Raw genomic sequence first — 13,745 nt, forward strand, 5'->3', positions numbered from 1 at the left:
ATCCTGCTCCCCTTCCGGCGAAGGGTCTCGCAGGATTACGGTCAATGAATGGCCGGCAGGGTATGGGATGGCTGTCGCAGGGATTTATTTGGACGGCGGCTGCTTCCAGCGGCTCGCCGCCTTGTCGTCGGCATCCTTGGCATCGACCCAGCCGCCCTCGTAACCGTCGCTATGGTGTTCCTTTTTCCAGAACGGCGCCCGTGATTTCAAATAATCCATCAGGAAATTCGCGGCCTCGAACGCCGCCTGCCGGTGGGCGGAAGCGGACACCACCAGCACGATGTTTTCGCCCGGCGCGATCTTGCCGTGGCGATGGATGACGGTGAGCCCCTGCAGGGGCCAGCGCTCGATTGCCTCGCCGGCGATGCGGGATATCTCGGCTTCCGCCATGCCGGGATAATGTTCGAGCTCGAGCGCGGAGAGCCTGCCTTGCTCGTCGCGGCAAAGGCCGGAGAAGGTCACCACAGCGCCGATGTCGCTGCGACCCCTGGTCAGCCTGGCGATCTCGGCGGCGACGTCGAAATCCTCAGCCTGGATGCGCACGACGGGCACCACCGCGGACATGGTTCAGCCACCGGTCATCGGCGGGAATAGCGCGATCTCGCGCGCGCCGGCAATCTTCTCGCGGTGCTCGACATGTTCCTGGTTGATGGCGACGCGGATCACGTCAGGATATTGCAGCGCGTTCTCGTACTCCTCGCCGCGCGATTTCAGCCAGCGCAACAGGTCGGCGACCGTTTCGATGCCGGCCGGCAGTTCGACCTCTTCCTCCGGTCTGCCGATCCGCTCGCGCACCCAGGCGAAATAGATGAGCTTCGTCGACATTCTATTCGCCCATGATGTGCTTGAGGCCCGCGCGGAAATAGTCGTAGCCGGTGTAGAGCGTCACCAGGGCTGCGATCCACAGCAGCACCAGCCCGGTCTGCGTGGTCAGCGGGAAGATCTTGTCGCCGGCGGGACCTGCAAGCAGGAAGGCGATGGCGATCATCTGGATGGTGGTCTTCCATTTGGCGAGCTGCGTCACCGGCACCGAGACCTTCAAGGCCGCCAGATATTCGCGCAGGCCCGAGACCAGGATCTCGCGGCACAGGATGATGATCGCCGCCCACAGCGACCAGCCGGCGATGCCGGCATGGCGATCGGTGTCGGCGGCGAGCAGCAGCAGGCATGTGGCGACGAGCAGCTTGTCGGCGATCGGGTCGAGCATCTTGCCGATGTTGGAGGTCTGCTGCCAGGCGCGCGCCAGATAGCCGTCGAAGTAATCGGTGATCGAGGCGAGCAGGAAAATGATGAGCGCCGACCAGCGCGCGAAGTCGCTCGATTTCAGATGCCCTTCCAGGAAGAAGCACAGCACCACCAGCGGCACCGCCAGGATGCGGGCATAGGTGAGCATGTTGGGCAGGTTGAATGCGCGCTGAGCCATGTTTTGGGAACTCTTTCTGCCTGCTTAGTCAAATCAGAAGCGAATGTGGGGGGTCAACAGGCCAGAATCGATTAGCCAGCCGAAATGTCGGCAATACGTCTTAGCTCTCGTGAAAATGATTGTAGACCAATTTCGCCACCTGCTCGGAAATGCCGTCGACCTTGACCAGGTCCTCGACGGCGGCACGGCTGACCGCCTTGGCCGTGCCGAAATGCATCAGCAGCGCGCGCTTGCGGCCGGGTCCGATGCCGCTGATCTCGTCGAGCGGGCTCTTGACCATCTCCTTCTTGCGGCGGGCGCGGTGCGAACCGATGGCGAAGCGATGGACCTCGTCGCGCAGCCGCTGGACGAAATAGAGCACCGGATCGCGAACGGGCAGCGAGAATGGGGCCTTGCCCTTGACGAAGAAGCGTTCGCGGCCGGCATCGCGGTCCTGACCCTTGGCGATGCCGATGGCCACGACGCGGTCCTCGATGCCGAGATCGGCGAGAATCTTGCGCACCGCCGTCATCTGGCCCTGGCCGCCGTCGATGAGGATGACGTCGGGCCAGGCCGGGAAGCCGCCCGCGTCCTCGATATCGTCGCCCGGTGCGGTAGGGCTCGCCTCGTCCGCGCCCTTGGTTTGCGGGGCATCGCCATGTTCCTTCAACAGCCGCGAGAAGCGCCTCTGCATCACCTCGCGCATCATGCCGAAATCGTCGCCCGGCGTGATCTCGGTCGAGCGGATGTTGAACTTTCGATACTGGTTCTTCACAAAACCTTCCGGCCCGGCGACGACCATGGCGCCGACGGCGTTGGTGCCCATGATGTGCGAGTTGTCATAGACCTCGATGCGCACCGGCGGTTTTTCCAGGCCGAAGGTCTCGGCAAAGCCAGTGAGCAGCCGCGCCTGGGTCGAGGTTTCGGCGAGCCGCCGGCCGAGCGCTTCGCGCGCGTTCTGCAGCGCGTTGTCGGTCAGGTCCTTCTTCTCGCCGCGCTGCGGCACGGAGATCGACACCTTGCGGCCGGCGCGGGTGGAGAGGGCCTCCGCCAGCAATTCCTGGTCCTCGACGCCATGCGACAACAGGATGGTGCGTGGCGTCGGCTTGTCGTCGTAGAACTGCGCCAGGAACGATCCCAGCACCTCGCCGGCTTCGAGCGCCGGATCGGCCTTGGGAAAATAGGCGCGGTTGCCCCAGTTCTGGCCGGTGCGGAAGAAGAACACCTGGATGCAGACCTGGCCGCCCTCCTGATGGATGGCGAAGACATCGGCCTCGTCGACGGTCTGCGGATTGATGCCTTGATGGCTCTGCACATGCGACAGCGCCGCCAGCCGATCGCGATAGATGGCGGCGCGTTCGAAATCGAGGTTCTCCGAAGCCTGCTGCATGGCGGCGGAGATCTCCGTCTTCACCTTCTGGCTGCGGCCGGAGAGAAAATCCTTCGCCTCGGCGACAAGCCTTGCATAGTCGCCGTGCGAGATTTCGCCGGTGCACGGGCCGGCGCAGCGCTTGATCTGGAACAAAAGGCAAGGCCGGGTGCGGTTCTCGTAGAAGGAGTCGGTGCAGCTCCTGAGCAGGAAGGCGCGCTGCAGCGAGTTGATGGTACGGCCAACTGCGCCGGCCGAGGCGAAGGGGCCGAAATAGTCGCCCTTGCGCGAGCGCGCGCCGCGGTGCTTGTAAATACCGGGCGAGACATGGTCGCCGGTCAACAGGATATAGGGGAACGACTTGTCGTCGCGCATCAGCACGTTGAAGCGTGGCCGCAAGCGCTTGATGAGGTTGGCTTCAAGCAGCAGCGCTTCGATCTCGGTGCGGGTGACGACGAACTCCATCGTCGATGTCTCGCGCACCATGCGGCCGATACGGCTGGTGTGGAACCGGCCTTGCGCGTAGCTGGTGACCCGCTTCTTCAGGCTGCGTGCCTTGCCGACATAGAGCACGTCGCCGGCGGCATTCATCATGCGGTAGACGCCGGGCGCATTGGGCAGCCGCTTTACCAGCGTCTGGATCACCTCGGCGCCGACCATGCCGTCGGCGTCGCCGGCATGCGGGGTCCAGTCGATGGCGGTGAAGGTAACGTCCGGACCGCTGGCTGCAGGCTCGACGACCTCCTCGGCCGCCTCGTCCTCGAGGTCGATTTCGGGCGGCAGGTCGTCGGCGCCACCGCGCGTTTTTTGTTTCTGGTCCATGGGGCTCATTCCGTCATGCCTGTCACATCGGGCGTCTGCCATGCAAGATGCTGGCCGCCGTCAAGCGCGATCATCTGGCCGGTGACCGAGCGTGCCGCCCAGAGATAACGGATAGTGGCACCGAATTCCGGCAATTCCGGGCCGCGTTTCAGGATCAGCCCGGCAATCTGAGCATCGAAATCGCTGTCGTGCTGGCGCGTGTTCTTCAAGGTCGGGCCAGGACCAATGGCGTTGACACGGATGCGGGGACCCAGCGCCTGCGCCATCATCTCGGTCGCCGCCCACAACGTCGACTTCGACAGCGCATAGGAGAAATAACGCGGCGTCGGCCGCCAGACGCGCTGATCGATCATGTTGACGATCAGCCCCTCACTGTTCTGCGGCAAGGCCCGGGCGAAAGTCTGTGCCAACAGCGCCGGCGCCTTGACGTGCATGGCGAAATGGCGATCCCAGGCCGGCCAGTCGAAATCCTCAACGCTGTCGTGCTCGAACAGCGAGGCGTTGTTGACCAGCAGCGACACCGGCCCGAGCGCCGCCGCCGCGCGACCGACCAGGTTGCTGACGGCGTCCATCTCGGTCAGGTCGGCAGCAATCACTGCGGCCCGGCCATGTCGACCAAAATGACCACTGTTGATTTCGGCCGCCAGTGCCTCCGCCTCGGCCAGCGAGCGATTGCAGTGAATGGCGACGGCAAAACCATGCGCGGCAAGATCTTCGACGATCGCCCTGCCGATCCGTTTCGCACCGCCCGTCACCAGTGCCGTCGCGGCGACCTTGCTCATCTGTCAATCCTTAATCCGATGCCGATTCCGGCCTGCCGGGATCGCGCCGGCAAATTATGGCCCGCCAAGCGTTAAATCCCATTTCCACCTGGGGCAGGATTGTGGCAAAGTGCCCGGTGGGCGTTTTGGCTCGACCGGAATTCGGGCCAGCCCGCCCGCAATATAGGGCTCTGGAGCCCTTACACCAAGCCGTGTGCAGTGCAGCACGGCGAACCTGCTGACATTCGCTGTTGCGAAGATGCAACGTCAAGGTTCTGCCTCATTCGTGCCAGGGAATGACCCAAGTTCAGGTTCGCTTCAGCCGCATTTCGACACGACATTTGGAACCGTTGAACGCCGGATCCGTTTCATCCCCCGGACGGGTTGAGGGCGCTCATAAACAACAAGCCTGTGTCCTGTGGCTTAAGGAGTAAAGAACAATGCAAGCCAATCTTAAATTTGCGCGACCGCTCGCGGTGGCGTTTGGGCTGTTCGCCCTCGGCGGAACCGCCTATGCCGCGGACGTGGTTCAGGAAGAGCCGCCGGCACCTGCCCCGATCGCAGAACTTCCGGTCGCATCCTGGGCCGGTCCCTATGCCGGTGTGAGCGTCGGCTACGGCTTCGCTGGCCACGCCAAAGCCAAAGACATTGGCGTCGACGTCGACACCAAGGGTTTTGTCGGCGGCGTCTTCGGCGGCTATAACTGGCAGCAGGAGAACTTCGTCTACGGTGCCGAAGCCGATATCGGCTACAACGGCGTCAAGGGCGACGATGCCGGCATCGAGGCCAAGGGTGGCTTCGAGGGCTCGCTGCGTGCCCGCCTCGGCTACGCTGTCACCCCGGACATCCTGCTCTACGGCACCGCCGGTGGCGCGCTGAAGAACCAGAAGATTGAAGCTGCCGGCGTAAGCGACACCAACACGCAGTTTGGCTGGACAGCCGGCGTCGGTACCGACATCAAGATCACCGACAATGTGTTCGGCCGTGTCGAGTATCGTTACACGGACTTCGGCAGGAAGGACTTCGACGGTATCGGCAAGGTCAAGTCGACCGACAATCGCGTCACTTTCGGCGTCGGTATGAAGTTCTAAGTCGTCCAAGCCACGACACGAAAAAGCCGGGCCTCGCGCCCGGCTTTTTTTGTGGCACCGGTTGGGGTCGCCCGCCCTCAAGCCGGGATGGCGGGCTTCAGCTCCGGGAATTTCTCGTCGAAGCGTGCCGCCCAGCGCGTCAGCCGGCCGCGGCCCTTTTCCCATTTTCCAGCGAAGCGCAGCGAGAGATAGCCGAGGCAGGCGCGCAATGCGATCTGGCCGAGGGTGATTTTCTTCGGCAGCTTCGGCGGGTTTGCGTTGAGCAGATCGAGCGCGTCCGAAATCTTCGTCCACTGGCGCTCGAGCCAAGGCTGGTAGACCATCTCTTCCGGCCGTGTGCGCCGCTCGTAGACCATCGACAGCGCGCAGTCGCAGATGCCGTCGGCCAATGCCTCCAGCACCTCCGCCTCGAGGCGCTTGTCGGGATTGCGCGGAAACAATGCGTTCTTCGACATCCGGTTGAGATGCTGCGTGATGGCGCGGCTGTCATGGACCGAGCGGCCGTCGTCGAGCACCAGCACCGGGATCTTGCCGAGCGGATTGGCGCCGATCAGCGCGGCCGGTCTTTCCTCGGTCTTTATCGGCACGAGATCGACGGCGATGCCGGCATGAAGTGCTGCCATGCGCACCTTGGAACTGTAGGGAGAAGTAGACGCGTAGAGCAGTCTGGGCATTGTCGATTCCTGTTTGCCGGCTACAGCTCCATATGCCCCATTGGACGCGCAAAGGATGCGGTAGCATTGTGACTTCGTGCATGACCCTCACCGAAAATCGATTCCGACAGGGGCTCGTGCATGGGCACCGTTGACCGATCATGCAGGGTTCATCAACGGCCAGAGGCGGAAAACCGCGCCGCCAGCGTACAACCATTGTCTCGCGTTCGGATGCGATGAATCGGAGGTGCGTCGGCAGACGCGAGCGCGTCGGACAATCCAGATCCGAGCAACTACCAACTAGGCCTTGCACCGAAGGTTGGTTTTGGCAGCCACGAAAATCCCACCGGACTTCGCCGCACGGCGAAGTCCTGGGAGCTGCGAAAAGATGTCTTCCTCCCGCCTCTTTCTCGTCCTGCCCGACCGTCAGCCAGCAAGCGAGGCGCCTATTAGGCATCCCGCCATGGCTGTCTTGAGTACTGTCCCCGGCGATCGGAGAACGGCGACTACTTCTTGGCCTTCGCCTTTGCGGGCGCTGCCTTCGGCTTGGCCGCGGGCGCTGCTTTCTTCACTGCTGCGGAAGATTTCGCAGCGGCGGCCTTTGCCGGTGCTGCCTTCTTCGCAGCGGGCTTCGCCGCGGCCTTTGCAGCCGGCTTCTTGGCCGGTGCAGCCTTGGCCGGTGCTGCTTTTGCCTTGGCAGGTGCTGCTTTCTTCACGGCCGGTTTTGCCGCGGCCTTGGCGGCCGGCTTTTTGGCCGGCGCTGCTTTTGCCTTAGGCGCAGCGGCCTTCGCTTTGGCCGCGGGTGCTGCTTTCTTCACAGCAGTTGCGGCCTTTGCCGCGGCTGCTTTTGCCGGTGCTTTCTTTGCCGATGACTTTGCCGGTGCCTTGGATGCCGGCGCTTTGGATGACTGCTTAGCCATATCATGCCCCTTCCGTTGTGCCGACGGCCGTTATTGACCCGGCGCGCATTGCATATCTGACTCGCGGCTTGCTAGCCAGCGAAGCATTAGAATGATTTTTGCAGCTTAAGTTTCGGTTACGGCGAGCGCGCGACCATTTTACCCGCGCAAAAACCGGCTGCGAATCTTTGTGTCCCGCAGCGAAGTTCTGCGACAGAAATTCTGGTCGCTCTATCTCGACCGGTCTTCTCGTCAAGCTCAGGACCTTTTCGACCAGCTTTTGCGCTTCAACGTCCGACGCTCAGCGCGAACATTGTCAAGAACGAAGGCGGTCGCCCGCCTCGTCTTGTTCGAAAAGATAAACTACAGGTAAGTAGGAAGCAACGCGACGAGCACGCCGCTGCACTATCTTGCACGACGCGATGAAAGTAAGCAGATAGCTCGCATTTCTGAAGGACAGGATATCGCTCGATAGATCCGGTCGAGCCGACCTCGTGATCGAATGCGCTCGGCCGTTCAGGCGCCGAGCGGCTCACGGCTCATCTGCAGCCGGCGCGAAGGCTCGGCCCTGTGGAGATGGACGGCGAAGGTATCCCATGGCGGCATGACCGAAATCTGCGCCAGGATGCGCCCCGCTTCACCGCGATGATAGCCGCCGTGCAGTACGACGTGGGTCAGCATTTCCTGTCGCGACATCAATGCTGCGACGGGCTCGGACAGCTGCCGCGACGAAACGGTTTCGAGATAATCGAGATACCAGCGATCGGTCGCTGCGACCGCGGCGCGAAGTTCGTCGAACGCCGGCGTGTCCTCGGTGGTGTCGGCGGAGTAGCCATGGCTTGCGTCAACCAAGTGCGCCGAGAATATCCGCGACACCACATGGCTGTGATCGATGAGCCCTATCACGGCCTGCCGTTCCTTGCCGTGAACATGCGGGTCGAGACTCGCGAGCTTTTCCAGCAGTTCGTCATTGGCCCAGGCCTGATAGGCAAACAGGCTGCGAAGCAGAGCGAGCGCATTCATAGTCGGTGTCCTTTTCCGGAAATGCGAGTATGTTGTTTATATTTTCAGGAGAATGGGCGAACGTGTCTACTCGCATTGCAAAACCGCATCCGCGCATGCGCAAACAGCCGCGCCAGGCGCGTTCCAGGGCAACCGTCGAGGCGATCATCGAGGCGGCGGCTCATGTTCTGAGCGGGCTGGGGTGGGCCGGCTTCACCACCAACAAGGTTGCCGAGACAGCAGGTGTAAGCATCGGCACGCTCTACCAGTATTTTCCCGACAAGCTTTCCCTGCTCGCTGCCGTCCGGCGCCGTCACTTCGATCATGTGCTGTCGGTCATTCGCGATTCGGCGGAAGACCAAAAGCCGCTCAGGAAATTCGCGCAGGAGCTGGTGCGCGGCATGATCGCCGCGCACAGCATTCACCCGACACTACATCAGGTGCTGCTCGACGAGGCGCCGGGCGATCGCGGCTCCAGGGCCGCCCATGCTTCGTTCCAGGCACAATACCTCAATCACTATGCGACTGCTGTCGCCACTTATCGCAAACCAAGGAAAGGCGCCGACACGGAGGCAGTTGCGCGCGTGCTGTCGTCAGCGATCGAAGGTGTGATCCATAACGCGGCACGCCGGAACATGCTCGCCGCGCCGGAGCTGCAAAAGCAACTCGTCGAACTGATCTGCGCCTACCTATCGGGAGCAGGCCGCATCGGTCGATAGCGCATGGCACGGCGGAAGTCGCGATTTCTGTGTGTCGTTCAAACCCGGCTTATGAGGCGCGGCAAGGACGATACCAACAATGCCCCACCTGATGCGGCCAAGAGTGTGAGGACGATCGTTCGAAAAGTCGCCTCGCTAACGCCGATGTAGAGTCTCGCGCCAAGGAGTGTCGGTATCAACATCGCCGGTGCGACGAGGGCAAACATCGGCAGCATTTCGAGCTTGATCTTTCCGGCCGCAAGATAGGCAGCCATCGTCATGGAGAGGGTCACAAGGTTGAAATTCTGGATGACAATACGCTGCCTGTCCTTTTCCCATTGGCGCAGCACGCACCACAGCGTTGGAACCGGGCCGGTGAAGCCGCCAAGTCCACCCATGATGCCGCCGACCAGACCTATTGCACCGTCTGCAACAGGACCCCCGACCGTGATGGGAGGGAGGCGAGGCGCAAAGAGCATCAAGGGACACCAAACGACCAGCAGCGCTCCGAAGACCAACTTGAACAACTGCACATCCAGCAAAGGCAGGATGGCGACACCGACCGGAATCCCGATGATCCCCCCGATCAGGAATGGCAGCAGAAGCTTGAGGTCGAAGCCCCGGCGGACGGTGACGGCGGCGATGATCTGGCCGGTGAGCGCCCCAAAGACCGCCATGGCGGCAGCAAGCTGGGGCTCCACGGTCCAAACCCAAATCGACATGGCAACCAGGCTGAAAGCGAACCCGGAAAGCCCCTGGACGAAGCCTGCAACGACCGCGCCGAGAGCAACAGTATAAACAAGCGAATCCATGTGGTGCTGTTTCCCCCGCAAAATGATCGATGTGGTCGGTTGGCGTTGACATGCATGGAAGTCTCCGATTTTCGCAACCTCGTCCGACCTTGGACCCTCAACACCAGAGAGGTATGAATGTCCTCCTTGCCGAGCTTGGCATTTGTCACATGGTTTTCGGCTGATCCCAGATCAGCCGCGGCTTTCTACGCGAATTTCGGAATTGCCTTCAGGCAAGAGCAGCATGGCTCCGGTCCGATACATTTCGCGTTCCAAGGTGAAGGGCTTGCGATCGAACTCTACCCGGCAGAAGCAACGACGCCGGAAGGAGCGGGAACGATGATCGGCTTCGAAGTCGCCAACGCAGATGAAGCTGCTTCTGCCGCCAAGGCCAACGGCTTTGGAATCATTGCGGACGTCAAGGCGACGGCTATGGGCCGACGTGTGATCGTCCGTGATCCTGATGGCCGTCAGGTGTTCCTTTTCTCGACCACCTAAGTGACGCAACAATCCGTCGGGATCGGAAAGCGCTGGTCAGCGCAGGACGCGGCAGCGGCCGTTGTAGACCATCCAGCGGTCGAAGCCCGAGACGCAGAATTCGACATTGTCGCCGATCGAGGCAAAGCCCTGGCCTTCTTCGATCAGGTACCAGATGGTGCGAGCGCCGCCGTCGGAGAGGCTGACGGTGGCGCCGCAATAACGGCGGCCGATCGGCCAGGTGTCGTCGGCCGGCAGATAGCGATGCTGGTGGATGCGCTGGAAGTCGACGATCTGCACATCCGGCAGATGCGGCACGTGATGCACCTGATAGGAGAAGCGGTCGGTGATCTTGTTCAGCACCCAGGCCTCGCCGCAGACGCCGCTATCCTCGTCGGTATAGATTGCAAGGTCGGCCGCCTGGACTGCCTGGGTGACGCCAAGAGGCGCAGCCAGCGGCGTGCAAAAGGCGAGCAGTGCGGCAAGGGCGGATTGGGCGAAGCGAGTCATGGCAGCCTCTCAAGGTCGACTACGCGCACTGTGCGGATTCGCTGACGCGCGGTCAAGCGGTTGTAGCGACCGTGGTTGTGGTGACGATGGTTGCGCTGACGGAACGGCAGGGCCGCGCCCTCAAACTACTCTCCCGCCAGCCAGTCCAGCGTCCAATGCGACGGCTGCTCAAGTGCAAGCAGCCGGTGCAGCGCCGGCAGCAGCGTCCGTAACTCGCCTTCCAGCGTGAAGGGCGGATTGACCACCACCATGCCGCAGCCGTCGAGGCTCGGCTCGACGGCGTCCGGCCTGATCTCAAAACCGATGTCGAGCAGCTTCGAAATGCCCGTCTGCTTCAGCGCCTTGCGGAAGGCGGCGACCGCCCTGCGGTCCTTGAGCGGATACCACAGCGCGTAAATCCCTCCTGGCCAGCGCCGATGGGCTCTTTGCAGCCCGTCGACCAAGCGACCGAACTCGCCCTCTTCCTCGAAAGGCGGATCGATGAGCACGAGGCCGCGCTTTTCCTTTGGCGGCAGATGCGCGCCGAGGGCCAGCCAGCCGTCGAGCTCGATCACCCGGGTCTGGAAGTCGCCGTCGAACAGCGCCTTCAGCCTGGCGGCATCCTTAGGGTGCAGTTCGACCGCCGACAGTCGGTCCTGCTTGCGCATCAGGTGCCGGGCGATCAGCGGCGAACCCGGGTATTTTTTCATGCCGCCGTCCGGATTGAGCGAGCGGACGGCTTCAAGATACGGCGCCAGCAGTGCTGCCGCCGGCGCATCGAGGGCCGCATCGACGAGCCGGCCGATGCCGCCTTGCCATTCGCCGGTCTTTTGCGCTTCGGTCGAGGACAGATCGTAACGGCCGATCCCGGCATGGGTGTCGATGACCCGAAACGCCTTGTCCTTCTGTTTCAGATATTCGATCAGCCGGCTGAGCACGACATGCTTGACGACGTCGGCGAAGTTCCCGGCATGGTAGGCATGACGATAGTTCAATTGGAGCCCCTGCCCCAGCGCGGCGGTGGCGGCTGCGAGTTCGGATTTTCCGGCCGACGGCCGCCGAAACGGAATGCCAGCACCAGCCCGACCAGGCCCGCCGCCATCAGGGAAAAACCAACCGGGCGCGCCCGGCGGTCGACCTCGCCGGCCCCCGAGCGCAGGACGAGATCGACGGCCCGCATCGGAATGCCTTCGGCGTCGCCCGAACCGACGGTGAAGATGTAGGAACCAGGGGTAACGGTCGGGATCAGGCCAGCCTCGTCGCGAAAGATCCTGTCCGGCAGTTGCGGGCTGACCTGGCGCGGATTGTCGGAGTGATTGAACTGCAGCGTCGAGGCGAGCACCGTCCTGCCGCCGGTGGCGGCAGTGAGGGTCAACACAGTGCGCTGCTGCGAGACGATGCGCTCGGCTCTTGCCGTAAGGTCGACCAGCAGGCGTAGCGGCCCGTCGCGTGCGCTCAGGGGCACGGTCACCGGCTTGAACCGGCCCTGGTCGTAAACTCGCCAGGTGCCGATCTCACGGCCGGAGAAATTGGTCATCGCCCAGGGATAGACGACGCCGATGCCGGTACCGATGAGCAGTATCAGGGCGAACAGGGAGCGCATGAGGTCAAGTCCCGGTATTCGGCGCGATGGTGCCGTCGCGGGCGCGCTCCATTTCGTCCAGGAGCATGTCAAGGCCGAGATCAAACGTCCGGTCGAATTCGGCGGTGCCGAAATAACGCCCGGCCGCAGCTACTTTTGGAAAATCCTGCGCCAGTTGCTCGTCGCTGACGATGGTCACGGCCGAAGGCCCCTTTGCATAGCCGGCAGTCTCGTCGAGGATGGCACCCATCAGATAATAGCCGGTGGTGCGGAACAGCCGCGCACCCAGTTGCGGTCCGAAGCCGCCGGCCTCGAACAGGCCAAGGATGCCGTTCAGCCAAGTGAGACAGGTCGGCGAATTCATCCGGTAGGTTACAAGGAACGTGGCAAAGGCCGGGTGCTCACGCGCGACGCGGCGGAAATCCTGCACGGCAATGCGTAACCTTTGTCGCCAAGGGAGGTCCGCGTCGGGCATTTCGAGGGAGCCGATCAGCCGATCCACCAAGGCTTCGAAGAGATGCGCCACCGAAGGAAAGTGGTGATAGATGCTCATGGCTTCGCAGCCGAGTTCTGCCGCCAGCTTGCGCATCGAAAACCCGGCGAGGCCCTCGCTCTCGATCACCTTCAAAGCGGCATCCTCGATCATCTCGCGAGACAGCCGGCCGCGCGGTCGCTTTTTTTTGATCGATGTGTCCATGGTGCCGCTTGACAACTTACGCTGTAAGGTTCATTTTCGACGTTACCTTACACCGTAAGGCCAACAAACGCCAGAGGAGAATGTCATGTCTGCCTATCGTACTCTTTCATCAACGCATTCTTCCATCCGCCGCGCCTGCCTGCTCGCCGCCACCTGTGTGCTGACCCTGGCTGCAGCTCCTTCTTATGCCGATGAGTATGACGCGACCGTCAAGGACATCCAGTCGACCATGGGCGGGGTGCCCGGTTTCGTAAAGCAGTTCCCGAAAGCCGGTCTGCCCGGTGCATGGGCCGAGGTCAAGGCCATCCAGCTCAGCGACAAGACGGCGCTGCCGCCGAAGGTCAAGTCGCTGATCTCGCTGGCGGTGGCGGCGCAAATCCCGTGCAACTACTGTATCTGGTCGGACACGCAGGACGCCAAGCGCGCCGGCGCCACCGACGAGGAGATCCAGGAGGCGGTCGCCGTTTCAGCGCTGACCCGCCATTGGAGCACCATCTTCAACGGCATGCAGGTCGATTTCGATACGTTCAGGAAGGAGATGGGCGGGCAGTAATGCTTTCGTTATTAGAGCGGGACGCGTTCAGACTGAATTAGCCTTCCCGCTTCGACTGTTTTGTGTGATCCGCCAGCACCTCATCGATGACCCGCCACGATTTTTCCGCCTCGCGCTGGTTGCCGTCATGTCCCGAAGCGACGATCAGCGCCTTCCACAACGCCCAGCCCCGTGCGCGCGCCCAGCTGTGCTCGTCAAGGGCAATGGCGTCGCGGAACGCCTGACGGCTCTCGCCGTAAAATTCCGTCCACGCGATCACCAGATCACAGGCAGGATCGCCGATAGCCGAACTACCGAAATCGACGACCGCGTAGAGCTTGCCATCTTCGACGAGCAGATTGCCCGAGGCGACGTCGCCATGGACCCAGACCGGCGGGCCCGGGCCACGCCGGGCGAGGGGGCGGGGCCCCCCCGCCGCGGCGGGGGGCGGGGGGGGGCGGGCCCCCCGCGCCCGGCGCG

General features: G+C 62.6%; 18 protein-coding genes. 4 read left to right on the top strand and 14 right to left on the bottom strand.

Going from position 1 to position 13,745, the window contains the following annotated elements:
- Positions 1–84: 84 nt before the first annotated feature.
- The 5 genes from NKH04_RS17860 to NKH04_RS17880 all read right to left on the bottom strand — a co-directional run bounded on the left by NKH04_RS17860 (position 85) and on the right by NKH04_RS17880 (position 4,375).
- On the bottom strand, positions 85–564 hold the full coding sequence (locus NKH04_RS17860) for a molybdenum cofactor biosynthesis protein MoaE (RefSeq protein ID WP_353044686.1): 480 nt from the start codon (positions 562–564) through the stop codon (positions 85–87).
- 3 nt (positions 565–567) lie between these two features.
- The gene (moaD, locus tag NKH04_RS17865; RefSeq protein WP_023677674.1) at positions 568–825 is read right to left on the bottom strand and encodes a molybdopterin converting factor subunit 1; all 258 of its coding nucleotides are present in this window, start codon (positions 823–825) and stop codon (positions 568–570) included.
- Between the two features lies 1 nt (position 826).
- On the bottom strand, positions 827–1,423 hold the full coding sequence (gene pgsA / locus NKH04_RS17870; RefSeq protein WP_353044687.1) for a CDP-diacylglycerol--glycerol-3-phosphate 3-phosphatidyltransferase: 597 nt from the start codon (positions 1,421–1,423) through the stop codon (positions 827–829).
- Positions 1,424–1,523: 100 nt separating this feature from the next.
- On the bottom strand, positions 1,524–3,602 hold the full coding sequence (uvrC, locus tag NKH04_RS17875) for an excinuclease ABC subunit UvrC (RefSeq protein WP_352817566.1): 2,079 nt from the start codon (positions 3,600–3,602) through the stop codon (positions 1,524–1,526).
- Positions 3,599–4,375 carry an SDR family oxidoreductase gene (locus tag NKH04_RS17880; protein WP_352472599.1) on the bottom strand — a complete coding sequence of 259 codons (777 nt, stop codon included), beginning with the start codon at positions 4,373–4,375 and terminating at the stop codon, positions 3,599–3,601. Before NKH04_RS17880 ends, uvrC begins: the two co-directional genes overlap by 4 nt.
- Before the next feature lie 419 nt (positions 4,376–4,794).
- Here NKH04_RS17880 and NKH04_RS17885 point away from each other — a divergent pair, with 419 nt between their 5' ends.
- Complete coding sequence (locus NKH04_RS17885; protein ID WP_292662341.1) at positions 4,795–5,445, top strand: outer membrane protein; 651 nt, start codon at positions 4,795–4,797, stop codon at positions 5,443–5,445.
- Between the two features lie 77 nt (positions 5,446–5,522).
- Here NKH04_RS17885 and NKH04_RS17890 read toward each other — a convergent pair whose 3' ends face one another.
- The 3 genes from NKH04_RS17890 to NKH04_RS17900 form a co-directional block, all read right to left on the bottom strand.
- On the bottom strand, positions 5,523–6,119 hold the full coding sequence (locus NKH04_RS17890; protein ID WP_352472598.1) for a glutathione S-transferase family protein: 597 nt from the start codon (positions 6,117–6,119) through the stop codon (positions 5,523–5,525).
- A 485-nt stretch (positions 6,120–6,604) separates the two neighbouring features.
- Positions 6,605–6,916, bottom strand: coding sequence for a hypothetical protein (locus tag NKH04_RS17895; protein WP_353044688.1), 312 nt, complete (start codon positions 6,914–6,916; stop codon positions 6,605–6,607).
- A gap of 597 nt (positions 6,917–7,513) precedes the next feature.
- Complete coding sequence (locus NKH04_RS17900; RefSeq protein ID WP_353044689.1) at positions 7,514–8,020, bottom strand: DinB family protein; 507 nt, start codon at positions 8,018–8,020, stop codon at positions 7,514–7,516.
- Positions 8,021–8,115: 95 nt separating this feature from the next.
- On the opposite strand from NKH04_RS17900, the gene NKH04_RS17905 reads away from it, so the two are divergent.
- Positions 8,116–8,718: a TetR/AcrR family transcriptional regulator gene (locus NKH04_RS17905; protein ID WP_353044690.1), complete on the top strand. Its 603-nt coding sequence runs from the start codon at positions 8,116–8,118 to the stop codon at positions 8,716–8,718.
- Between the two features lie 38 nt (positions 8,719–8,756).
- On the opposite strand, the gene NKH04_RS17910 is transcribed toward NKH04_RS17905, so the two are convergent.
- The gene (locus NKH04_RS17910; RefSeq protein ID WP_352817571.1) at positions 8,757–9,509 is read right to left on the bottom strand and encodes a sulfite exporter TauE/SafE family protein; all 753 of its coding nucleotides are present in this window, start codon (positions 9,507–9,509) and stop codon (positions 8,757–8,759) included.
- Between the two features lie 117 nt (positions 9,510–9,626).
- Here NKH04_RS17910 and NKH04_RS17915 point away from each other — a divergent pair, with 117 nt between their 5' ends.
- The gene (locus NKH04_RS17915; protein ID WP_352501860.1) at positions 9,627–9,986 is read left to right on the top strand and encodes a VOC family protein; all 360 of its coding nucleotides are present in this window, start codon (positions 9,627–9,629) and stop codon (positions 9,984–9,986) included.
- Positions 9,987–10,022: 36 nt separating this feature from the next.
- Here the strand turns inward: NKH04_RS17915 and NKH04_RS17920 are convergent, their stop codons facing one another.
- The 4 genes from NKH04_RS17920 to NKH04_RS17935 form a co-directional block, all read right to left on the bottom strand.
- Positions 10,023–10,475, bottom strand: a complete 453-nt coding sequence (locus NKH04_RS17920; RefSeq protein WP_023677684.1) for a hypothetical protein — start codon at positions 10,473–10,475, stop codon at positions 10,023–10,025.
- Between the two features lie 125 nt (positions 10,476–10,600).
- Entirely contained in the window at positions 10,601–11,449 is an 849-nt protein-coding gene (locus NKH04_RS17925; protein WP_352501859.1) for a 23S rRNA (adenine(2030)-N(6))-methyltransferase RlmJ, read from the bottom strand.
- A complete protein-coding gene (locus NKH04_RS17930; protein ID WP_353044691.1) occupies positions 11,446–12,057 on the bottom strand; it encodes a hypothetical protein in 612 nt (203 codons plus the stop codon). The genes NKH04_RS17925 and NKH04_RS17930 overlap by 4 nt, the downstream gene beginning before the upstream one ends.
- 4 nt (positions 12,058–12,061) lie before the next feature.
- The gene (locus NKH04_RS17935) at positions 12,062–12,733 is read right to left on the bottom strand and encodes a TetR/AcrR family transcriptional regulator (protein WP_352501858.1); all 672 of its coding nucleotides are present in this window, start codon (positions 12,731–12,733) and stop codon (positions 12,062–12,064) included.
- A gap of 85 nt (positions 12,734–12,818) precedes the next feature.
- On the opposite strand from NKH04_RS17935, the gene NKH04_RS17940 reads away from it, so the two are divergent.
- On the top strand, positions 12,819–13,286 hold the full coding sequence (locus tag NKH04_RS17940) for a carboxymuconolactone decarboxylase family protein (RefSeq protein WP_352454415.1): 468 nt from the start codon (positions 12,819–12,821) through the stop codon (positions 13,284–13,286).
- Between the two features lie 37 nt (positions 13,287–13,323).
- Here NKH04_RS17940 and NKH04_RS17945 read toward each other — a convergent pair.
- On the bottom strand, positions 13,324–13,745 hold a 422-nt coding region (locus NKH04_RS17945; RefSeq protein WP_353044692.1), incomplete at its 5' end, for a phosphotransferase.

It is taken from the genome of Mesorhizobium sp. M1365, from assembly GCF_040317865.1.
Taxonomy (GTDB): Bacteria; Pseudomonadota; Alphaproteobacteria; order Rhizobiales; family Rhizobiaceae; genus Mesorhizobium.

What these genes read in the sequence shown, in the direction of transcription:
- NKH04_RS17910 (WP_352817571.1), bottom strand. Translation starts at nt 9,509, where the DNA reads ATGGATTCGCTTGTTTATACTGTTGCTCTCGGCGCGGTCGTTGCAGGC.
- NKH04_RS17920 (WP_023677684.1), bottom strand. Translation starts at nt 10,475, where the DNA reads ATGACTCGCTTCGCCCAATCCGCCCTTGCCGCACTGCTCGCCTTTTGC.
- NKH04_RS17905 (WP_353044690.1), top strand. Translation starts at nt 8,116, where the DNA reads ATGCGCAAACAGCCGCGCCAGGCGCGTTCCAGGGCAACCGTCGAGGCG.
- NKH04_RS17890 (WP_352472598.1), bottom strand. Translation starts at nt 6,119, where the DNA reads ATGCCCAGACTGCTCTACGCGTCTACTTCTCCCTACAGTTCCAAGGTG.
- NKH04_RS17935 (WP_352501858.1), bottom strand. Translation starts at nt 12,733, where the DNA reads ATGGACACATCGATCAAAAAAAAGCGACCGCGCGGCCGGCTGTCTCGC.
- moaD (WP_023677674.1), bottom strand. Translation starts at nt 825, where the DNA reads ATGTCGACGAAGCTCATCTATTTCGCCTGGGTGCGCGAGCGGATCGGC.
- uvrC (WP_352817566.1), bottom strand. Translation starts at nt 3,602, where the DNA reads ATGAGCCCCATGGACCAGAAACAAAAAACGCGCGGTGGCGCCGACGAC.
- NKH04_RS17880 (WP_352472599.1), bottom strand. Translation starts at nt 4,375, where the DNA reads ATGAGCAAGGTCGCCGCGACGGCACTGGTGACGGGCGGTGCGAAACGG.
- NKH04_RS17900 (WP_353044689.1), bottom strand. Translation starts at nt 8,020, where the DNA reads ATGAATGCGCTCGCTCTGCTTCGCAGCCTGTTTGCCTATCAGGCCTGG.
- NKH04_RS17915 (WP_352501860.1), top strand. Translation starts at nt 9,627, where the DNA reads ATGTCCTCCTTGCCGAGCTTGGCATTTGTCACATGGTTTTCGGCTGAT.
- NKH04_RS17860 (WP_353044686.1), bottom strand. Translation starts at nt 564, where the DNA reads ATGTCCGCGGTGGTGCCCGTCGTGCGCATCCAGGCTGAGGATTTCGAC.
- pgsA (WP_353044687.1), bottom strand. Translation starts at nt 1,423, where the DNA reads ATGGCTCAGCGCGCATTCAACCTGCCCAACATGCTCACCTATGCCCGC.
- NKH04_RS17885 (WP_292662341.1), top strand. Translation starts at nt 4,795, where the DNA reads ATGCAAGCCAATCTTAAATTTGCGCGACCGCTCGCGGTGGCGTTTGGG.
- NKH04_RS17940 (WP_352454415.1), top strand. Translation starts at nt 12,819, where the DNA reads ATGTCTGCCTATCGTACTCTTTCATCAACGCATTCTTCCATCCGCCGC.
- NKH04_RS17930 (WP_353044691.1), bottom strand. Translation starts at nt 12,057, where the DNA reads ATGCGCTCCCTGTTCGCCCTGATACTGCTCATCGGTACCGGCATCGGC.